This is a genomic window from Nakamurella leprariae, from assembly GCF_016918035.1.
Taxonomy (GTDB): Bacteria; Actinomycetota; Actinomycetes; order Mycobacteriales; family Nakamurellaceae; genus Nakamurella; species Nakamurella leprariae.
Map to the genome: position 1 here is coordinate 49,855 of NZ_JAERWK010000025.1, position 18,756 is coordinate 68,610.

Annotated in this window: 15 protein-coding genes; 14 read left to right on the forward strand and 1 reads right to left on the reverse strand. The window is 72.7% G+C overall.

All coding sequences use genetic code 11. The features are described 5' to 3' along the window. Nucleotides 1–647: 647 nt before the first annotated feature. The 5 genes from JL106_RS18165 (at nucleotide 648) to tatA (ending at nucleotide 5,573) form a co-directional block, all read left to right on the forward strand. Nucleotides 648–1,421, forward strand: coding sequence for a hypothetical protein (locus tag JL106_RS18165; RefSeq protein ID WP_205262177.1), 774 nt, complete (start codon nucleotides 648–650; stop codon nucleotides 1,419–1,421). Continuing rightward, the gene (gene miaA, locus JL106_RS18170; protein WP_205262178.1) at nucleotides 1,418–2,386 is read left to right on the forward strand and encodes a tRNA (adenosine(37)-N6)-dimethylallyltransferase MiaA; all 969 of its coding nucleotides are present in this window, start codon (nucleotides 1,418–1,420) and stop codon (nucleotides 2,384–2,386) included. Before JL106_RS18165 ends, miaA begins: the two co-directional genes overlap by 4 nt. Nucleotides 2,387–2,404: 18 nt before the next feature. Beyond that, entirely contained in the window at nucleotides 2,405–3,271 is an 867-nt protein-coding gene (gene dapF / locus JL106_RS18175; protein ID WP_407940200.1) for a diaminopimelate epimerase, read from the forward strand. A gap of 108 nt (nucleotides 3,272–3,379) precedes the next feature. Then, nucleotides 3,380–4,987: a GTPase HflX gene (gene hflX, locus JL106_RS18180; RefSeq protein ID WP_236007930.1), complete on the forward strand. Its 1,608-nt coding sequence runs from the start codon at nucleotides 3,380–3,382 to the stop codon at nucleotides 4,985–4,987. Between the two features lie 295 nt (nucleotides 4,988–5,282). Further along, nucleotides 5,283–5,573: a Sec-independent protein translocase subunit TatA gene (gene tatA, locus JL106_RS18185; protein ID WP_205262179.1), complete on the forward strand. Its 291-nt coding sequence runs from the start codon at nucleotides 5,283–5,285 to the stop codon at nucleotides 5,571–5,573. Between the two features lie 97 nt (nucleotides 5,574–5,670). Here the strand turns inward: tatA and lexA are convergent, their stop codons facing one another. Next, a complete protein-coding gene (lexA, locus tag JL106_RS18190) occupies nucleotides 5,671–6,414 on the reverse strand; it encodes a transcriptional repressor LexA (protein ID WP_328842574.1) in 744 nt (247 codons plus the stop codon). A gap of 383 nt (nucleotides 6,415–6,797) precedes the next feature. On the opposite strand from lexA, the gene JL106_RS18195 reads away from it, so the two are divergent. From JL106_RS18195 to mnhG, 9 genes are all read left to right on the forward strand, one after another. Continuing rightward, entirely contained in the window at nucleotides 6,798–7,592 is a 795-nt protein-coding gene (locus JL106_RS18195; protein ID WP_205262180.1) for a LysM peptidoglycan-binding domain-containing protein, read from the forward strand. A gap of 326 nt (nucleotides 7,593–7,918) precedes the next feature. After that, complete coding sequence (nrdR, locus tag JL106_RS18200) at nucleotides 7,919–8,482, forward strand: transcriptional regulator NrdR (protein WP_205262181.1); 564 nt, start codon at nucleotides 7,919–7,921, stop codon at nucleotides 8,480–8,482. A 234-nt stretch (nucleotides 8,483–8,716) separates the two neighbouring features. Further along, nucleotides 8,717–11,734 carry a vitamin B12-dependent ribonucleotide reductase gene (locus JL106_RS18205; RefSeq protein ID WP_205262182.1) on the forward strand — a complete coding sequence of 1,006 codons (3,018 nt, stop codon included), beginning with the start codon at nucleotides 8,717–8,719 and terminating at the stop codon, nucleotides 11,732–11,734. Between the two features lie 510 nt (nucleotides 11,735–12,244). Continuing rightward, entirely contained in the window at nucleotides 12,245–15,175 is a 2,931-nt protein-coding gene (locus JL106_RS18210; RefSeq protein WP_236007931.1) for a Na+/H+ antiporter subunit A, read from the forward strand. Further along, entirely contained in the window at nucleotides 15,172–15,543 is a 372-nt protein-coding gene (locus JL106_RS18215) for a sodium:proton antiporter (RefSeq protein ID WP_205262183.1), read from the forward strand. The genes JL106_RS18210 and JL106_RS18215 overlap by 4 nt, the downstream gene beginning before the upstream one ends. 43 nt (nucleotides 15,544–15,586) lie before the next feature. Then, a complete protein-coding gene (locus JL106_RS18220) occupies nucleotides 15,587–17,269 on the forward strand; it encodes a Na+/H+ antiporter subunit D (protein ID WP_407940201.1) in 1,683 nt (560 codons plus the stop codon). Beyond that, complete coding sequence (locus JL106_RS18225) at nucleotides 17,266–17,883, forward strand: Na+/H+ antiporter subunit E (RefSeq protein ID WP_205262185.1); 618 nt, start codon at nucleotides 17,266–17,268, stop codon at nucleotides 17,881–17,883. Before JL106_RS18220 ends, JL106_RS18225 begins: the two co-directional genes overlap by 4 nt. Then, nucleotides 17,880–18,152 (forward strand): monovalent cation/H+ antiporter complex subunit F, encoded by a 273-nt coding sequence (locus JL106_RS18230; RefSeq protein ID WP_205262186.1) that lies wholly within the window; start codon nucleotides 17,880–17,882, stop codon nucleotides 18,150–18,152. The genes JL106_RS18225 and JL106_RS18230 overlap by 4 nt, the downstream gene beginning before the upstream one ends. Continuing rightward, entirely contained in the window at nucleotides 18,149–18,733 is a 585-nt protein-coding gene (mnhG, locus tag JL106_RS18235) for a monovalent cation/H(+) antiporter subunit G (protein ID WP_205262187.1), read from the forward strand. The genes JL106_RS18230 and mnhG overlap by 4 nt, the downstream gene beginning before the upstream one ends. Nucleotides 18,734–18,756 lie beyond the last annotated feature (23 nt).

Here is an 18,756-nt window from a genome sequence, read left to right on the forward strand (position 1 = left end):
GCGGCGAAGGAGTCGGCCGGGTCCGTCGGTCCATCGGCGGTCTCGGTCAGGCCCGGCAGGGGGCTGGTCAACCCGGACGGCTCGTCCGGCCGCTCGTACTCCCGACGCGGATCGTCACCGACGGTCGGATCGACCGGCGCCTCGACGGTCTCGCCCTCGGTGGGACGCTCGGTCGCGGTCGGTGCGATCCCGTCCGCGTGTCCGTCAGCGGAGCCGTCGGCACGCTCGGTGGTACCGCCCGCGGCGGCGGGAGTGGTGTCGTCCTGGGTCATCGGTGCGGGACCTTCCAACTGCTCGACGGGGAATCCTGCGATTCCGGGCCGGCCTGGACCGGCCCCGTGGTGCCACGCTGCTCTGGGGGCTCAGAGAGCCCCAGTCTGCCCCGGATCCGCCGTCACTGGCGAGGCCGGATCGCGGCCGGGGATCAGCCTGGCAGCATGTCAGCGGCGGCGCAGGGCGATGCGACGGGCCCCGTCGGCCGGAGGTGCGGTGATGGCGTCGGCTCCGGGCCGGTGGTCCGGTCACCGCCCGACCCGGGCCGCCCCGCCGGATCGGAGGCCCGCTGGACGGTCGGTCCGGCCGACCGTCGACGGCGAGACCTGCGGCGGGACCTGCGCGCGGAACGGAGGCGGCTCGGTGAGCGGCGCGTGATCGAAGTGGTCGTCACCTGCCCCGGGGCGCCGTTCCTGCTGCCCGGAGTGGCTCCGTCGCTGCTGCCGAGGGCCGGCGAGGTGCCGGCGGCGGCGGCGTCCGCGGTGTCGGCGCTGCACGGACTGGATCGGGTGGTGGTGCTGGCCGCGGCCTGGCCCAGGCCGGACGGCACGGACGGATCCGTGGCGCGGCGGGCCGTACACGACGGTGCGCCGGGGTCGGTGTCCGCGCGGGTCGGGAGGTCGCTGCTGGCCGGCGCCGGAGTGACCGACCCGGTCGTGGTCGAGGTGGCGCCCGGGCCGGTGCCCATCCTGCGCTCGGCGGTCGGGGGAGGCCGCGGGCACCCCGGGTCGCCGCGCGCGGTGGGTGCCGCGGCGGCGGCGATCCGCGAGGCCGCGGCCGACGCCCGGACGGGGCTGCTGGTGGTGGCCGAGGGGTCGGCGTGCGCGGGGCCGAGCGCACCCGGCGGCGACCACCCGGGGGCCGCCGCCTGGGACGCGGCCCTCACCGCCGCGGTGCGGGACGCCGATCCGGCCGCGCTGGCCGGGTGCCTGCGCCCCGACCGGTGGCCGGTGCACGATCTGCTGGTGCCGAGCGCGTCGGTCTGGGCGGTCCTGGCCGCGGTCACCGCCGAGCACCCGCCCGCCGCGGGACGGTTGCTCGCCGCCGGGGCGCCGTTCGGGGTCAGCTACCTGGTCGCGACCTGGACCTGGCCGGATCGCCGTTCGGTCGGGAGCGACCGTGCGGCCGGCAACGGCGGTCCGGCATGACCGACCGTCCGACGCCGCCGCTGGTGGTCGTGGCCGGACCGACCGGCGTGGGCAAGTCGGACCTGGCGCTCGACCTGGCCGCGGTCCTCGGCGACGACGCCAGGCTGGGCACCGCGGGCGCCGAGGTGGTGAACGCCGATTCGATGCAGCTCTACCGCGGCATGGACATCGGCACGGCCAAGCTGTCCCCGGACGAGCGGCGCGGCGTGCCGCACCACCTGCTCGACGTCCTGGACGTCACCGAGACGGCCAGCGTGGCCGCCTACCGTGACCACGCCCGGGCGGTGATCGAGCGGATCCGGGCCGACGGCCGGCTGCCCGTGCTGGTCGGCGGGTCCGGGCTCTACATCCAGGCCGTGCTCGACGAGATCGACTTCCCCGGCACCGACCCCGCGGTCCGCCGCCGGCTCGAGGGCGAGCTCGCGGTGGTCGGCCCGGCCGAACTGCACCGGCGGGTGGCCGCGGCCGACCCGGTGGCCGCCGCCGCCATCGACCCGGCCAACGGCCGTCGGCTGGTCCGAGCCCTGGAGGTCATGGAGCTGACCGGGCGGCCGTTCACCGCCTCGATGCCGCGGCCGGGCGTGCCGCGGTACGGGGCGGTCCTGCTCCGGCTGGACCGGGCCACCGAGGAGCTGGACCAGCGGCTCGGCGCCCGGGTCGAGGTGATGATGACGGCCGGCTGGCTGGACGAGGTGCGTCGGCTGGACGCCGCCGGCCTGCGGCGCGGGATGACCGCGCGGCGGGCGCTGGGGTACGCCCAGCTGCTGCAGGTGCTGGACGGTGAGCTCGACGTGGACACGGCGGTCACCGAGACGGTGACGGCCACCCGCCGGTTCGTCCGCCGGCAGCGCTCCTGGTTCCGCCGGGACCACCGGATGATCGACCTGGACGCAGCCGACCCGCAGCTGGTGACCCGGGCGGCGGCGACGGTGCGCGCGGCCGCGTCGGTCCCCGGCGCTTCCTAGACTGGCGCGGTGACCGACGTGCTGCCTGCCTACGAGGCCGGATCCGAGGATCTCGAATTCACCGGGCCGGCCTTCCTCAAGGGGCACGGCACCGAGAACGACTTCGTGCTCCTCCCGGACCGGGACGGTCGCATCGAGCTGACCGCGGAGCGGGTCCGGGCCATCTGCGACCGGCGGGCCGGGATCGGCGCCGACGGTGTCATCCGGGTCGCGCCCGGCCGGAACACGGGGACCGGCGCCGAGTTCTTCATGGACTACTGGAACGCCGACGGCTCGCTGGCGGAGATGTGCGGCAACGGCTCGCGGGTGTTCGCCCGCTTCCTGGTCGCCGCCGGCTGGGCCGCCCCGGGGACGCTGACCTTCGACACCCGGGCCGGATTGCGCACCGCCTGGCTGGGGGAGCAGGGTCCCGTCCGGGTGGACATGGGACCGGTGACGCTCGGCGGCGCCAGCACGGCTGCGGTCGCCGGGCGTCGGTTCGAGGGCACCGCCGTCGACGTGGGCAACCCGCACCTGGCCTGCCTGACCGACGTGCCGCTGGCCGAGCTCGACCTGTCGACCGCCCCGGACTTCGACGCGACGGTGTTCCCGTCGGGCGTGAACGTGGAGTTCGTGCACCGCCCGGCCGGTCCCGTCGCGGAGATCGCCATGCGGGTCCACGAGCGCGGCTCCGGGGAGACCCGGTCCTGCGGGACCGGCACCGTCGCCGCCGCCGCGGTGGCGCTCGCCGCCGATGGACGGCGGGCCGGCACCCTGGGGGTGCGGGTGCCCGGCGGGCGGGTCGTGGTCACCGTCGCCGACGACGGGACGGCCACGCTGGAAGGCCCGGCCGTCCTGGTCGCGGTGGGCCGACTCGACGCCACCCTGTGGCCCGACGCCGGCTGATCGGTGTGCGGCGGCTCCGCCGTCAGGTGATCGAGGGTCGCTGATCGAGGGCCAGGACCTGGTAATTCGCTCGAACCGCCGCGATCGGTCTGGCACCCTGGTAGCACGATGACGATGCAGAACGACGCCGCACGAGCGGCACTGTCCGACGGGGCCGACGGACGGACGGACGACTCCCGTCCGATGCGCGGGACGTCGCCGAGCCACGGCTCGGCCATCCACCTCGATCCCGACGTCCGTCCTGATCCCACTCACGACGCCCGGTCCGCGACGTCCGATGCGGCGACCGACGGCGCCACAACTCTCCCCGAGCACTTCCCCGACACCCGCGGCGAGCAGGACCTGGCCGACCGGGCCGCCCTGCGCCGGGTCGTCGGGCTGTCCACCGAACTCACCGACGTCACCGAGGTCGAGTACCGCAAGCTCCAGCTGGAGCGGGTGGTGTTGGTCGGCGTGTGGGCCGGCGCCGGCGGTGCGGGCTCCCAACGCGCCGACGCGGCGGCCGCATCCATGGCGGAGCTGGCCCGGCTGGCCGAGACGGCCGGGTCCGTGGTGCTGGATGCGCTGGTGCAGCGGCGCAGCCATCCGGACGCCGCCACCTACATCGGCTCCGGCAAGGTCACCGAACTCCAGGAGATCGTCGAGTCCACCGGCGCGGACACGGTCATCTGCGACGGCGAGCTCTCACCCGGCCAGCTGCGCAACCTCGAGGAGCGGCTGCGGGTCAAGGTGGTCGATCGGACCGCCCTCATCCTGGACATCTTCGCCCAGCACGCCCGGTCCAAGGAGGGCAAGGCCCAGGTCGAGCTGGCCCAGCTCAACTACCTGGTGCCCCGCCTGCGCGGCTGGGGTGCCGCGCTGTCCCGGCAGCGCGGTGGCCGGGTCGCCGCCGGCGCCGGCATCGGGTCCCGCGGTCCCGGTGAGACGAAGCTGGAGATCGACCGTCGCCGCATCCACCGGCGCATCGCCCAGTTGCGGGCCGAACTGGCCGCCATGACCAAGGTGCGCGACACCAAGCGGTCGCAGCGGCGGGAGAACGCCGTGCCCGCGGTGGCCATCGCCGGGTACACCAACGCCGGCAAGTCGTCGCTGCTGAACCGGATCACCGACGCCGGGGTGCTGGTCGAGGACGCGCTGTTCGCGACCCTGGACCCGACGACCCGGCGGGCGCGCACCGCCGACGGGCGCCAGTACACCCTCACCGACACGGTCGGGTTCGTCCGGCACCTGCCGCACCAGCTGGTCGAGTCGTTCCGCTCGACGCTCGAGGAGGTCGCCGACGCGGACCTGCTCGTCCACGTGGTGGACGGATCGGATGCCGAACCGCTGGCACAGATCACCGCCGTCCGGGAGGTGCTCGCGGAGATCGATGCCGCGGCCGTGCCGGAGCTCATCGTGGTGAACAAGGTCGACGCCGCCGACCCGGTGGTACTGGCCCAGCTGCGGCACGAGCTGCCCGGCGCGATGTTCGTCTCCGCGCACACCGGGGAGGGCATCGACGCCCTGCGCGAGGTCATCGCGCGTCGGCTGCCGGACCCGGCCGTCACCGTCGAGGTGGTGGTGCCGTTCACCGAGGGCGCCCTGGTCGCCCGGGTGCACCGGGAGGGGACGGTGCTGGACGAGCGGCACACGGACGCCGGCACGCACCTGCACGCCAAGGTCAACCTGAACCTGGCCGGCCTGCTGGAGGAGTACCGGGTCGCCACGGTGCTGTGAACGCGGTGCTGTGAACGCGGTGGGGTGAGCGTGGTGCTGTGAGCATGGTGCTGTGACCGGCCGGGGGATCTGAGCGGCGGTCACCTCGGCGATCGGGGCGAGCTGCACCACTGTGCGTGGTCTGCGCGGACACCATGAGTCCGCCGTTCGGCAACGCGCCGGTAACCTCGACCGGGGTACCCTGGAACGGTCGCCGCACGAACTGCTGTGCTCGCCCGGCTTGAGCAATCCGTCCGGAACCCGGCGACGAATGGTCCGGGCCCGGCATCGTTGTCTTCTCCGAGGAGGTCAGTTCATGGGTGGCTTGTCGTGGTGGCACTGGTTGATCATCATCGCCGCCTTCATCCTTCTGTTCGGCGCCAAGAAGCTGCCGGACGCCGCTCGGGGCCTGGGGCGCTCGCTGCGCATCCTGAAGTCCGAGGTGTCGGCCATGCACGAGGACGATCCCAAGAAGGCCACGGCCGCCGAGTCCGACGTGACCGCCAGCGTCCCGACGCCGCCCGCCCAGATCACCGCGACTCCGGTCGTGCCCGTGGTGCCGGCCGATCAGGCTGCGCCCGAGCCGCAGCGCCGCGTCGCCTCCTGAGCGGACACCGCTGACCGCCGGGGCGGTCGGACACGATCAAGAACAGGCCCGGGACCACCAGGTGGTCCCGGGCCTGTTGCTGTGCCGGGGCGGTCGGTCAGACCTTGCGGAGCACGGTGACGACCCGTCCCAGGATGGCCGCCTCGTCGCCGGCGATCGGCTCGTAGGCCTCGTTGTGCGGCATCAGCCAGACGTGCCCGTCGCGGCGACGGTAGGTCTTGACCGTGGCCTCGCCGTCGATCATGGCGGCGACGATGTCACCGTTCTCGGCCACCGGCTGCTGGCGGACGACCACCCAGTCCCCGTCGGCGATGGCCGCGTCGATCATCGAGTCGCCGACCACCTTGAGCAGGAACAGGATGCCCTCGCCGACCAACTCGCGGGGCAGCGGGAACACGTCGTCGATCTGCTGGTCGGCCAGGATCGGCCCGCCCGCGGCGATCCGCCCCACGACGGGGACGAACGCCGGCACCGGCATCACGGTCGCATCCTCGAAGTTGTCCTCCGCTGGCCGGATGTCCACCGCGCGCGGACGGTTCGGGTCCTTGCGGATGAGTCCTCGGCGCTCCAGCACCTTGAGCTGGTGGGCCACCGATGACGGCGACTTGAGACCCACGGCGTCGCCGATCTCCCGCACGCTGGGCGGGTAGCCACGGCGCTCCACGGAGTCCCTGATGACCTGCAGGATCTTGCGCTGCCGCATGGTCAGCACGCCGGTGTGGGCGACGTCGGGGAAGACCACCACGGTGTCGCCCGTCGTGCCGCTCCCGCCGGTCGACCCGCTGACTCCTGCGGCCACGGTCCCGACGCCGCTGTCTGCTGTCGTGCGTTCCCTGGCCACCGCAACACCTTCCCGTGACGCCGGGACGTGTCTGCCCCGGTCCGTGTGCCGTCCGCTCGACCTGAGGCGGTGATCGACGGAGCGGCGCGCCCAGTGTATTCGAACTGTGAACAATTGTTCGAGCGACACGCCCCGGATGTCGTCTGTGCAGGTCGGAGCCGATCCGACCCGGGCTGCTCCGGCTCGCGGAGGCCCGGTCCGAGGCGTTCGAGGACGTCGTCCGGACGGCGTTGTCGGTGCCTGGGTGTAGAACATCCACGGGCGCTCGATAGAACGCCCGTTCGAACCGGCGGCACGCTCGCAGCGGGTGCGCGACCGGGTCGGACCACCTCGGAGCAGTCGCCGATCCCGATGACGGGACCGGCGGAGGCAGGAGAGTCCAGATGGCTGACGTCCTGACGTCCGGTGTCCGTCGCTCACTGCGCACCGGTCCGGCCGGTGTGCTCGGCGGGCTCGTCCCCGCGTTCGACCGCCGGCGCGCCGACCGGCGCGCCGGCCGGTCGGTGTTCCTGGCCCCGGTCCGACCGGGGGCGCCCGTCGATGTCGCCCCGCCGCTCACCGGCCGGGCCCACCGCCCGGCAGGCTCGACGTCCTGGCTGCGGGCGGCCGGCTCGACCGTCCCGACCTGCCGGCAGTGCGCCCGCGCCGGTCGGCTGCGGCTGGCCTCGGCCCGGCCCCACGGGGTCCCGCACCGGCTCTCGTCGACCGAGGCGCCGGTCGAGCCGGCGGACGACACCAGCCGTCGGTCCCGCCGGCGTCGCCGGGTGGCGGAGGTCCGTGCGGACCGCGCCCGACCGGCCCGCCGACGGCCCGGCACCCGGGCGGCCGACACCGTGGCGCCCGCGGACGTCCGTTCCCCGGTCGGGTGCCCGACCGGCGCCCCCACCGCGCTCCGCGGCTACCGGATGGGGCGGTGGGCGCGCCTGGCCATGACGACGTCGGTCGTGGTCGCCGGATCCGTCCTGCTGTGGACGCTGTTCGCACCGGTGTCGTCGCTGCGATCCGTGCCGGTGGTGGTGGAGCCGGGCGACAGCCTGTTCTCCATCGCGGTCGAGGCCGACCCGGTCCGGGACGCCGACGAGGTGGTGCAGGACATCCGGCGGATCAACGGTCTGGGCGAGTTCGCGGCAGTCACCCTGCCGGTCGGGCAGGTGCTCCAGGTACCGGTCAGTGACTGACGGTGCCGCCCGTTCGCCGGGTCCGGCGGGCTCCCCGCCGCACGCACGGTGATCGACGATCACGTCGACGGCCGGGAGAGTGAATCCGTCCCGACACGCCCGTGCCGACTTGTCCGGCGGCGGGCTCCCGCCGTACCGTCACCCCAACATCTAGTGCTTACACTGGTGTAAGTCATCCACAAGTAGTGCCCACGGATGACTGAGTTGTCCACAGGAGCAGACCGGCTGCCCACGTCCGGTCCACGCGTTGTCCACATCGGGCGCGGGGACGGACAGCGGCCGGACGGTCCGGGACGCGCGCGTGAGGATCGAAGGAGGTGGCTGCGGTGCGGTGTCCGTTCTGCCGTCACCCCGACTCGCGGGTCATCGACTCCCGGGAGATGGACGACGGCCAGGCGATCCGGCGTCGCCGGTCCTGCCCGCAGTGCTCCCGTCGGTTCTCCACCGTCGAGGCCGCGGTGCTCATGGTGGTCAAGCGCAGTGGCGTGACCGAGCCGTTCCAGCGCTCCAAGGTCATCACCGGGGTACGCCGGGCCTGCCAGGGGCGCCCCGTGGGGGACGACGATCTGGCCCAGCTGGCCCAGCAGGTGGAGGAGACGATCCGGGCCTGGGGCATGGCGGAGGTCGCCAGCCAGCAGGTCGGGCTGGCCATCCTCGACCCGCTGCGCGAACTGGACGAGGTCGCCTACCTGCGGTTCGCGTCGGTGTACCGCTCCTACACGTCGGCGGAGGACTTCGCCGCCGAGATCGCCGACATGCGGCGCCGGGCCAAGGGCGGTGACGCCGGTCCGGGCGACGACACCGAGCCGGCCGACGGCACCGGGCCCGGCACGGCCCGGGGCCGACCCGAGACGGGACGCCCCCGAGCACGTGGTGTGCCGGTGAGCTGACCGCTCGTCGCCCGTCAGTCCTGCACCTCGAACCCGCCGAGCAGCGTCGCCCGGCCGTCACCACCGTCGGCGACCCGGTCCACCCGGCGCCGGCCGGCCGCGGCTCCTGCAGCCGGGGCCGCTCCACGGCAGCACCGCACGCACCACCGCAGCACGGCACCACAGCGCCACCCGCAAGCCCGCCGGTCGTCCTCGACCGTGCGGCATCGTGATCCAGGGGAAGGGACACGCTCCATGACCGAGACCGCCACCAACGGCAACTCGCCGGACGCCGGTGCCGGGCAGCCCGCGCAGGGTTCCCGCAGTCGCCGCGCCCGCTCCGGCGCCGGCCAGTCCACGACGAGCGCCGGACTGCGGTTGGAGCGGTTGTTCACCACGCCCGGCGTGCACCCGTACGACGAGGTGACCTGGGAGCGGCGCGACGTCGTCATGACCAACTGGCGCGACGGGTCGATCAACTTCGAGCAGCGCGGTGTCGAGTTCCCGGACTTCTGGTCGGTGAACGCCACGAACATCGTGACCAGCAAGTACTTCCGCGGCGCGGTGGGCACCCCGGTGCGGGAGAGCAGCCTGCGGCAGCTCATCGACCGCGTGGTGCTGACCTACACCCGGGCCGGGACCGAGCACGGCTACTTCGCCGGTGAGGAGGACCGCGAGGTCTTCGAGCACGAGCTGACCTGGATGCTGCTGCACCAGGTGTTCGCGTTCAACTCGCCGGTCTGGTTCAACGTGGGAACGGCGTCCCCGCAGCAGGTCTCGGCCTGTTTCATCCTGTCGGTGGACGACACGATGGACTCGATCCTGAACTGGTACCGCGAGGAGGGCCTGATCTTCAAGGGCGGCTCCGGCGCCGGGCTGAACCTGTCCCGCATCCGGTCGTCCAAGGAGTTGCTGTCCTCCGGTGGCACCGCGTCCGGCCCCGTGTCCTTCATGCGCGGCGCCGACGCGTCGGCCGGCACCATCAAGTCCGGTGGCGCGACCCGCCGCGCGGCCAAGATGGTCGTGCTGGACGTCGACCACCCGGACATCGCCGAGTTCGTCGAGACCAAGGCCAAGGAGGAGCACAAGATCCGTGCCCTCCGTGACGCCGGGTTCGACATGGACCTGGGCGGCGACGACATCGTCTCCGTGCAGTACCAGAACGCCAACAACTCGGTCCGCGTCTCCGACGAATTCATGCGTGCCGTGGAGGGGGCAGGCCCCAACGGCACCGACTTCGGTCTGCGGAGCCGGATGACCGGCGAGGTCATCGAGACCGTCGACGCCGCCGATCTGTTCGGCAAGATCACCCAGGCCGCGTGGGAGTGCGCCGACCCGGGCATCCAGTACGACGACACCATCAACGACTGGCACACCTCGCCCGAGTCGGGACGGATCAACGCGTCCAACCCGTGCAGCGAGTACATGCACCTGGACAACTCGTCCTGCAACCTGGCCTCGCTGAACCTGCTGAAGTTCCTCAGCGACGACGGCGTGTTCCAGGCCGAGCGGTTCGCCAAGGCCGTCGAGTTCGTCATCACCGCCATGGACATCTCGATCTGCTTCGCCGACTTCCCGACCGAGCCGATCACCGAGACCACCCGGGCGTTCCGTCAGCTGGGCATCGGGTACGCCAACCTGGGCGCGCTGCTGATGGCCACCGGGCACGCCTACGACTCCGAGGGTGGCCGGTCGCTGGCCGCCGCCATCACCTCGCTCATGCAGGCCTCCGCCTACGGCCGGTCCGCCGAGCTGGCCGCCGCAGTCGGCGCCTACGAGGGCTACGCCCGCAACGCCGAGGCGCACAAGCGGGTCATCCGCAAGCACGCCGCGGCCAACGACCAGATCCGCGTGCTGCACACCAACGACGCCGTCGCGCTGAAGCTGGCCACCGCCGCCTGGGCGCGCACGGTGGAGCTGGGGCAACAGCACGGCTACCGCAACGCCCAGGCCTCGGTGCTCGCTCCGACCGGCACCATCGGCCTCATGATGGACTGCGACACCACCGGTGTGGAACCCGATCTCGCGCTGGTGAAGTTCAAGAAGCTGGTCGGCGGCGGCTCCATGCAGATCGTCAACCAGACGGTGCCGCGCGCCCTCAAGGCGCTGGGCTACCAGGACGAGCAGGTCGAGGCCGTCGTCGAGTACATCGCGGAGCACGGCCACGTCGTCGACGCCCCCGGTCTGCGGCGCGAGCACTACGAGGTCTTCGACTGCGCGATGGGGGAGCGATCCATCGCCCCGATGGGTCACGTCCGGATGATGGCGGCCATCCAGCCGTTCATCTCGGGTGCCATCTCCAAGACGGTGAACATGCCGGAGGACGCGTCCGTCGCCGACGTGGCCGAGATCTACCAGCAGGGCTGGAAGATGGGTCTCAAGGCGCTGGCCATCTACCGGGACAACTGCAAGGTCGGTCAGCCGCTGTCCGCGGCCGGCAAGAACAAGACCACCCAGCAGACCCCGGTCGAGCCGGCCGCTCCCGCGCCGGTCGCCGCAGCGCCGGTGCACACCGGTCCGGTCCGCCGCCGACTGCCCAAGAAGCGGCCGTCGCAGACGGTCTCGTTCACCGTCGGCGGGGCCGAGGGCTACCTGACCACCGGTTCCTACCCGGACGACGGCCTCGGCGAGGTGTTCATCAAGCTGGGCAAGCAGGGTTCCACCCTGGCCGGCGTGATGGACGCGTTCTCCATCGCGGTCTCGGTGGGCCTGCAGTACGGCATCCCGCTGGAGTCCTACGTCGCCAAGTTCACCAACCTGCGCTTCGAGCCGGCCGGCATGACCGACGACCCGGACGTCCGCATCGCGACCTCGGTGATGGACTACCTGTTCCGTCGCATCGCGCTGGACTACCTGCCGGTCGACAAGCGCGCCGAGCTGGGCATCTTCTCGGCCGAGGAGCGCTCCGCGCATCTGGACAACACCTACGGCGGTGGGTCCTCGTCGGCGCAGGAGGAGGTCGTCGAGGAGCTGCGCACCTCGGTCGACGCCACCCCGGTGGTCCGCCCGGCCGTCGAGCAGGGCGGGTCCGGCGTGCAGCCGGGTGCCGCTGAGGGCACCGCCACCGATCCGGTGGTCGCCCCGGCCCCGTCGTCCGGTCTCGCGCCGGTGGCGGCGCCGGCCGGCCGCGCCGGCTCGTCGACCGAGCTGCTCGAGCTGGTCATCGGCAAGTCGGCCGACGCCCCGCTCTGCTTCACCTGCGGCACCAAGATGCGCCCATCCGGTGCCTGCTACGTGTGCGAGGGCTGCGGCAGCACCTCAGGCTGCAGCTGACGCCGCAGCGACGCGTCCCGGGACTCGGCCCGATCCGGTCGGGCCCCGGGACGTGTCGCGTCCGGCGAGGCCGACGCCTGACCGACTCCATCGCCGACCCGGTCTGCTCTGGCAGGCTGGGCGACGTCAGCGTCATGCCACCGGGACCGGCGTCCGTCCTGCCCGTCCCGTGAACGCCTGGAGGGAACCGCGATGCGAGCCCTGATGAACCTGGTGCACCGGATCGTCGATGCGCTCGCGCGGCGCAAGGTCCGTCGCGACGAGACTCCCGGCGGCCGCTGACCCGGTCGCGGTCGGCGGCACCGTGGGCCGACCGGCTCGTCGGTCGTGTCCCTGACACCGATTCCCGCAGGCCCGGGGCGGGAAGGCCGCCCGGCGGACGGTAAAGTGGACGTCACACCCACCGTCGAGCCCTGGGAGAAGTGTGCGCGTTTCCGGATGTCTCGCCTCGGCGCCCCCGAGACCGTCCGAACACGCCCTGTTCCCGGTTGATCACCACGGGTCCCGCTGATGGGGACCTCCGGAGCCTTCGCGGCGGCCCCCTGGTTCCTGCTGGCGTACCTCGTCCTCGGCCTGCTCGGTCCCGCCTGCTGCCGGTGGTGGGACCGCAGCGCGCTCATCGTCCTGTCCGCCCTGCCGGCCGCCACCACGGTGTGGGCCGCGGCCATGCTGCCGTCCGTGCTGGACGGCGGCAGCCGCACCGTCACGATCAGCTGGATCCCGGTCCTGTCGCTGGATCTCGACTTCCGGCTCGACGCGCTGTCCATGATCATGACCCTGGTCATCGCGGGCATCGGCACGTTGGTGCTGCTCTACTCCAGCCGGTACTTCCCCCGTGGGGACGACGGCCTGGGCAAGTACCTCGGCTCGATGCTGGTCTTCGCCGGTTCCATGCTCGGCCTGGTCTGGGCCGACAACCTGTTGCTGCTGGTCATCTTCTGGGAGCTGACCGGTCTGCTGTCGTACCTGCTCATCGCGCACCGGGCGGGCAAGCAGAGTTCCCGGTCGGCCGCGTCGCAGGCGTTCCTGACCACCACCGCCGGTGGTCTGGTCATGCTGATCGGGGCGGTGCTGCTCGGCGAACTGGCCGATACGTACCGCATCTCGGAGATCATCGCCGACCCGCCGCAGGGTGGCTGGGTGACCGCCGCGGTGATCATGCTGATCGTCGGTGGCATCACCAAGTCGGCGATCGTGCCGTTCTCGTTCTGGCTGCCCGGCGCGATGGCCGCGCCCACCCCGGCCAGCGCGTACCTGCACGCGGCGACCATGGTCAAGGCCGGTCTGTACCTGTTCGCCCGGCTGGCGCCCGCGTTCGCGTTGCCCGACGGTTCGCCGACCTTCTGGCAGCCGCTGCTGATCCTGCTGGGTGGGGCGACCCTGCTGTACGGCGCGGTGCAGGCGCTGCGGCAGCGCGACCTCAAGCTGTTGCTCGCCTACGGCACCGTCTCGCAGCTCGGCCTGATGACCCTGCTGCTCGGCGCCGGCAACGCCGACGCACTGCTCGGCGGCATGGCCATGCTGCTGGCCCACGCCAGCTTCAAGGCACCACTGTTCTTCGTGGTCGGCATCATCGACGAGACCACCGGCACCCGGGACCTGACCAGGCTCAGCGGTCTGCGCCGCCGGCTGCCGGTGCCGTTCTGGGTGGCGGTCGCCGCCGGCGTCTCCATGGCCGGTGTCCCGCCCATGCTCGGGTTCGCGACCAAGGAGGCCGGGTACGCCGGGCTGCTGGACGGCGGCACTTGGGGCGTGGTGGCGGTGGCGCTGATGGCGGTCGGGTCGGCGCTGACCGTCACGTACACGATCCGGTTCCTCTGGGGCGCGTTCGGCGACAAGGACGGCGTGGAGCCGGTCCGGCCGAAGCGGGCGCCCGCCCTGATGACTGGTCCGGCGGTACTGCTCGCGGTCCTCGGTCTGATCTTCGGTGTCGTACCGCAGGTCCTGGAGGGTCTGCTGCAGTCCTACGCCCGCACCGCGGGGGAGACGCACGCCGACGCGCTGGCCCTCTGGCACGGGTTCAACCTGCCGCTGCTGCTGTCGGTGACCGGCTGGGTGGTGGGCACCGGCGTGTTCCTGGCCCAGCGCGGGATCGAACGGGCCCGCGCCGCCATCGCCGCTCCTGGCGCTGCGCCGGGCGGCAGCTACCGGGCCACCACCCGCGCAGTGGACTTCATCGCCTTCGGGGTCACCTCGGCCACCCAGCGCGGCTCGCTGCCGGCCTCGATGGGCGCGATCCTGCTCGTCCTCATCGTCTTCCCGGGGCTCAACCTGCTGCACTCCGGCGAGGTCGCCGGCGACGTGGTGCTCGGCGATCCCGCCGAGGTGGCCGTCGGAGCCGTCGTGCTGGTGCTGGCGGTCAGCCTGCTGAAGATCCGTCGCGCCCTGGTGGCGGTGCTGGTCGTCGGCGGCATCGGGTACGCCATCGCGGTCCTGTACATCGTGCGGGGGGCGCCGGACCTGGCTCTGACCCAGCTGCTGGTCGAGACGGTCACCCTGATCGCCGCGCTGCTGGTGCTGACCCGGATGCCGGACACGGCGCTGTCCACCGGCAAGCGCGGCAACGTGATCCGCACCGTGCTGGCCATCGCCGCCGGGGCCCTCATGACGGCGCTGGCCCTGATCATCCCGGGCAGCCGCACCCTCGAACCGGTCTCCGGGGCGCTGGACGGTGCCGCGGTGACGTTCGGCGGCGGTCACAACATCGTCAACGTCATCCTGGTCGACGTCCGCGCCTGGGACACCTACGGGGAGATCACCGTGCTGGTGGCCGCGGCCACCGGCGTCGCCTCGCTCATCTTCATCAACCGCCGCACCGGGTCGGTGCCGCGGCGTCCCACCGTGCTGCCGTCGGACGACAGCACGCGGCCGGACCGGCCCTCGCCGTGGCTGGCCACCAATTGGTCGCCCCGCCGGTCGCTGCTGCTCGAGGTGGTGACCCGGCTGATCTTCCACGTCATCGTGGTGTTCTCCCTGTTCGTGCTGTTCGTCGGGCACGACGAGCCGGGTGGCGGCTTCGCCGCCGGGCTGATCGTCGGCCTGGCCCTGGCCCTGCGGTACCTGGCCGGCGGCGCGTTCGAACTGGGCGAGGCCGCCCCGGTCGACGCCGGCATCCTCATGGGCATCGGCCTGCTCATCACCTCGGTGATGGCCGTGTTCGGCCTGTTGACCGGGGGCGCGGCGCTGCAGTCGACCATCTTCGAGGCCGACGTCGCCGTGCTCGGGCACCTCAAGTTCGTGACGTCGAGCCTGTTCGACATCGGCGTCTACTTCGTCGTCATCGGCCTGGTGCTCGACGTGCTCCGGTCGATGGGCGCCGAGCTGGACCGACAGCTGGTGCAGGACCGGGTCGAGCAGGGCCAGGCGCAGGACCGGGTCGGGGCCGGCCGTCGCTCCGGTGCCCCGGCGACCGCGGGCTCCGGACGGGGGCGGCGCCGGTGACCGTCGGCCTCGTGCTCGCCCTGACCGTCGGTGGCCTGTTCGCCGCCGGGGTCTACCTGATGATGTCCCGCAACCTGGTCCGGGTGCTGCTCGGGTTCCTGCTGGCCGGCCACGGCGTGAACCTGTTGCTGCTCACCTCGGGCACCAGCGGCGTCGCTCCGATCGTGGGCGAGGGCGACCCGGACGCCGCGCTGGCCGACCCGTTGCCCCAGGCCCTGATCCTCACGTCGATCGTCATCTCGTTGGGAGTGAGCGCGTTCCTGCTCGCCATGGTGTACCGCAACTACCGCTCGACCGCGGCGATCGTGGTCGACACCGACGAGGACGAGGACCTGACGCGGCAGGACACCACCGGGGGATCGGAGTGATGCGCCCGTGATCGCCCTCCTGCCCCTGGCCGTCATCCTGCCGATGATCGGTGCGGGCGTGACCATGGTGGCCAGCCGCCGCCCGCGGGTGCAGCGCGCCCTGTCGGTCACCGCGCTGGCCGCCCAGCTGGCCGTGGCGCTGATCATGCTGGTGGTGGTCGACGACCGCGGACCGATGGTCATGCACATCGGCGGGTGGTCCGCCCCGTTCGGGATCACCCTGGTCGCCGACCGGCTGGCCGCGTTCATGCTGGTGGTCTCCACGATCGTCACGCTGGCCGTACTCATCTACTCGATCTCGCAGGGCCGCGACGACGAGGAGGAGGACGGCACCAACTCCGAGACGCCGACGTCGATCTTCCACCCGACGTTCCTGATCCTGGCCACGGGCGTGTCCAACGCCTTCCTGGCCGGTGACCTGTTCAACCTGTTCGTCAGCTTCGAGATCCTGCTGACCGCGAGCTACGTGCTGCTCACCCTGGGCGGGACGACGGAGCGGCTGCGGGCCGGGGCGCCGTACATCGTCGTCTCGCTGTTGTCGTCGTTGATCTTCCTGTCCGGCGTCGCCATGGTCTACGCGGCCACCGGCACGGTGAACCTGGCCGACCTGGCCACCAAGATCGACTCGGTCCCGCCGGGCATCAAGGCCACCATCGCGGCGATCCTGCTGACCGCCTTCGGGGTCAAGGCCGCGGTCTTCCCGATGTCGGCGTGGTTGCCCGACTCGTACCCGACGGCGCCGGCCCCGGTCACCGCGGTGTTCGCCGGCCTGCTGACCAAGGTCGGGGTCTACGCGATCATCCGGGTGCAGACGCTGCTGTTCCCGGGCATGTTCACCACCGTGCTCATGGTGGCGGCCGGTGCGACGATGCTGGTCGGCATCCTCGGTGCGATCGTGCAGCCCGGCATCAAGCGGATGCTCTCGTTCACCCTGGTCTCGCACATCGGCTACATGCTCTTCGGCGTGGCCATCGGGTCCGAGGCCGGCGTGGCCGCGGCGATCTACTACGTCGCCCACCACATCCTGGTGCAGACGGCCCTGTTCCTCGGCGCGGGCCTGATCGAACGGGTGGCGGGTAGCACGGTGCTGGCCCGGCTCGGCGGGCTGGCCGCGGCGGCGCCGGTGCTGGCGGTGCTGTTCTTCATCCCGGCCATGAACCTGGCCGGGGTGCCGCCGTTCTCGGGGTTCCTGGGCAAGGTCGGCTTGTTCGAGGCCGCGCTGGAAGGCTCCACCGGCGCCGCCCAGGTGCTGCCGCTGGTCATCGTCTGCCTCGGCACGCTCACCAGCCTGCTCACCCTGTACGCGATCGTCCGGGTCTGGGGCCGGGCGTTCTGGCGTCCGGTACCGCAGGCGGGGGAGGAGCACCCGCCGACCGGCCCGCTGGACCCCCGTGGCGACCACCCGATGACCACGCAGTACACCGAGTCCCGGCGTCGGGCCCGCGAGGCCGCCCGCCGCCGGATGGCGGCCGCCGAGGCCGCCCGGTTGCCGCTGGGCATGGTCGGCGCGACCACCGCGGTGGTCACGGTCGGGCTGGTGCTGACCGTCGGCGCCGGACCGATCTACGGCCTGGCCGAACGCGCGGCCGGCAACCTGATGGACCAGCAGACCTATGTCCGCGCGGTGATGGACACGCCGGCCGACGGTGCCGCCGACCTGCTCATCGACCCGCCGGGGCTCAGTCCCGCCGAGCCGACCGCCCAGGATCCGGGAGGCACCGGATGAGCGGCCTGCAACGACTGCGCCGCCGTCGCCGGCAGATCACCGGAGAGCACCTGAGTCGCCGCATGCAGGGCCGCGCCTACCTGATGGCGCTGGTCGCGCTGGTCCTGGTGTGGACCGCGCTGTGGGGGTCGGTCTCACCCGTCCTGGTGCTGCTCGGCGTGCTGTTCTCCGCCGTGGTGCTGCTGCTGTTCCCGCTGCCCGCGCTGGAGTTCCGCGTCGGCCTGCATCCATGGCGCACCGTGGTGCTCGTGGTCACCTTCGGGTTCGCGGTGGTCCGGGCCGGACTGAACGTGTGCTGGCTGGCGGTGCGGCCGCGGCTGCCGCGCAGCGAGATCACCACCGTGCAGCTGGACACCCAGTCCGACCTGGTCCAGACGCTCACCGCGCTCGCGGTGTCGCTGGTGCCGGGCAGCCTCATCATCGACGCCGACCCCGACCGGCGGACCCTGCAGATCCACGTCCTGGACACCGCCCCGGGCGACCTGGAGCGCTTCGCCGAGTCGGTCCGCACCCAGGAACGGCGGATCGTCGCCGCGGTGGGGGCCGGTCCCCGTGACCGGCCGCCGCGCAGGACCGGCACGGGCGAACGACCAACGGGACGGAGGAACGGATGAGCACCACCATCGCGGTGGCCGCCTTCGTCGCCGGCGGCCTGTTCGCGGTCGGCGGCATCTGCGCCATGGTCCGGCTGCTGCGCGGCCCGTCGCTCATCGACCGCGTCATCGCCCTGGACGTCCTGCTGGCGATCCTGGTCGGCGTCATCGTCGTCGTCGCCGCCGTGACCCGGTCGTCCATCACGCTGGTCGCCGCGGTCGTCGTGGCGCTGCTGGGCTTCCTCGGCTCGGCCGGCCTGGCCAAACTGCTGCCCCGGGACCGCGTGTGAACGTCCTCGACGTGATCGCCGGCGTCGCCCTGGTGGCGGGCGCAGCCATGTCCGCGCTGGCCGGGGTGGCCGTGCTGCGGTTCCCGGACACCATGAGCCGGATCCACGCCGCGACCAAACCGCAGGTGCTGGGCATCGTGCTGCTGATGATCGGTCTCGGGCTGCAGCTGCGCAGCGCCGCGGTGATCGGGCTGCTGGTCCTCATCGTGTTGCTGCAGTTCGTCACCGCCCCGGTGTCCGCGCACCTGACCGTCCGGGCCGCGTACCGCGGCGCCACGGGCGACGGCGATGCGACCGGACCCGACGACCAGGGACCCGGTCGACGGACCGGGGCGGGCGACGACGACACCCCCGAGGTCACCGTGCCGGCGGATCGGCCACCCGAGGGGGGCGCCGATCCGGGCGAAGGGCCGGGCGAGGGGGACGGCCATCCGCCGATCGAACCCGCCGCCGACGACTCGCCGGCCGAGATCGCCCACTCGATCGCCGAGCAGGCCGGCGGCATCCCCGTCGGCGGCGACCCGGGGCAGCGCACGGTGCTGCGCCCGGATCCCCACCGCCGCCAGGGGCGCGGGCGCTGACCCGCGGACCGGCGCCGGGCGCC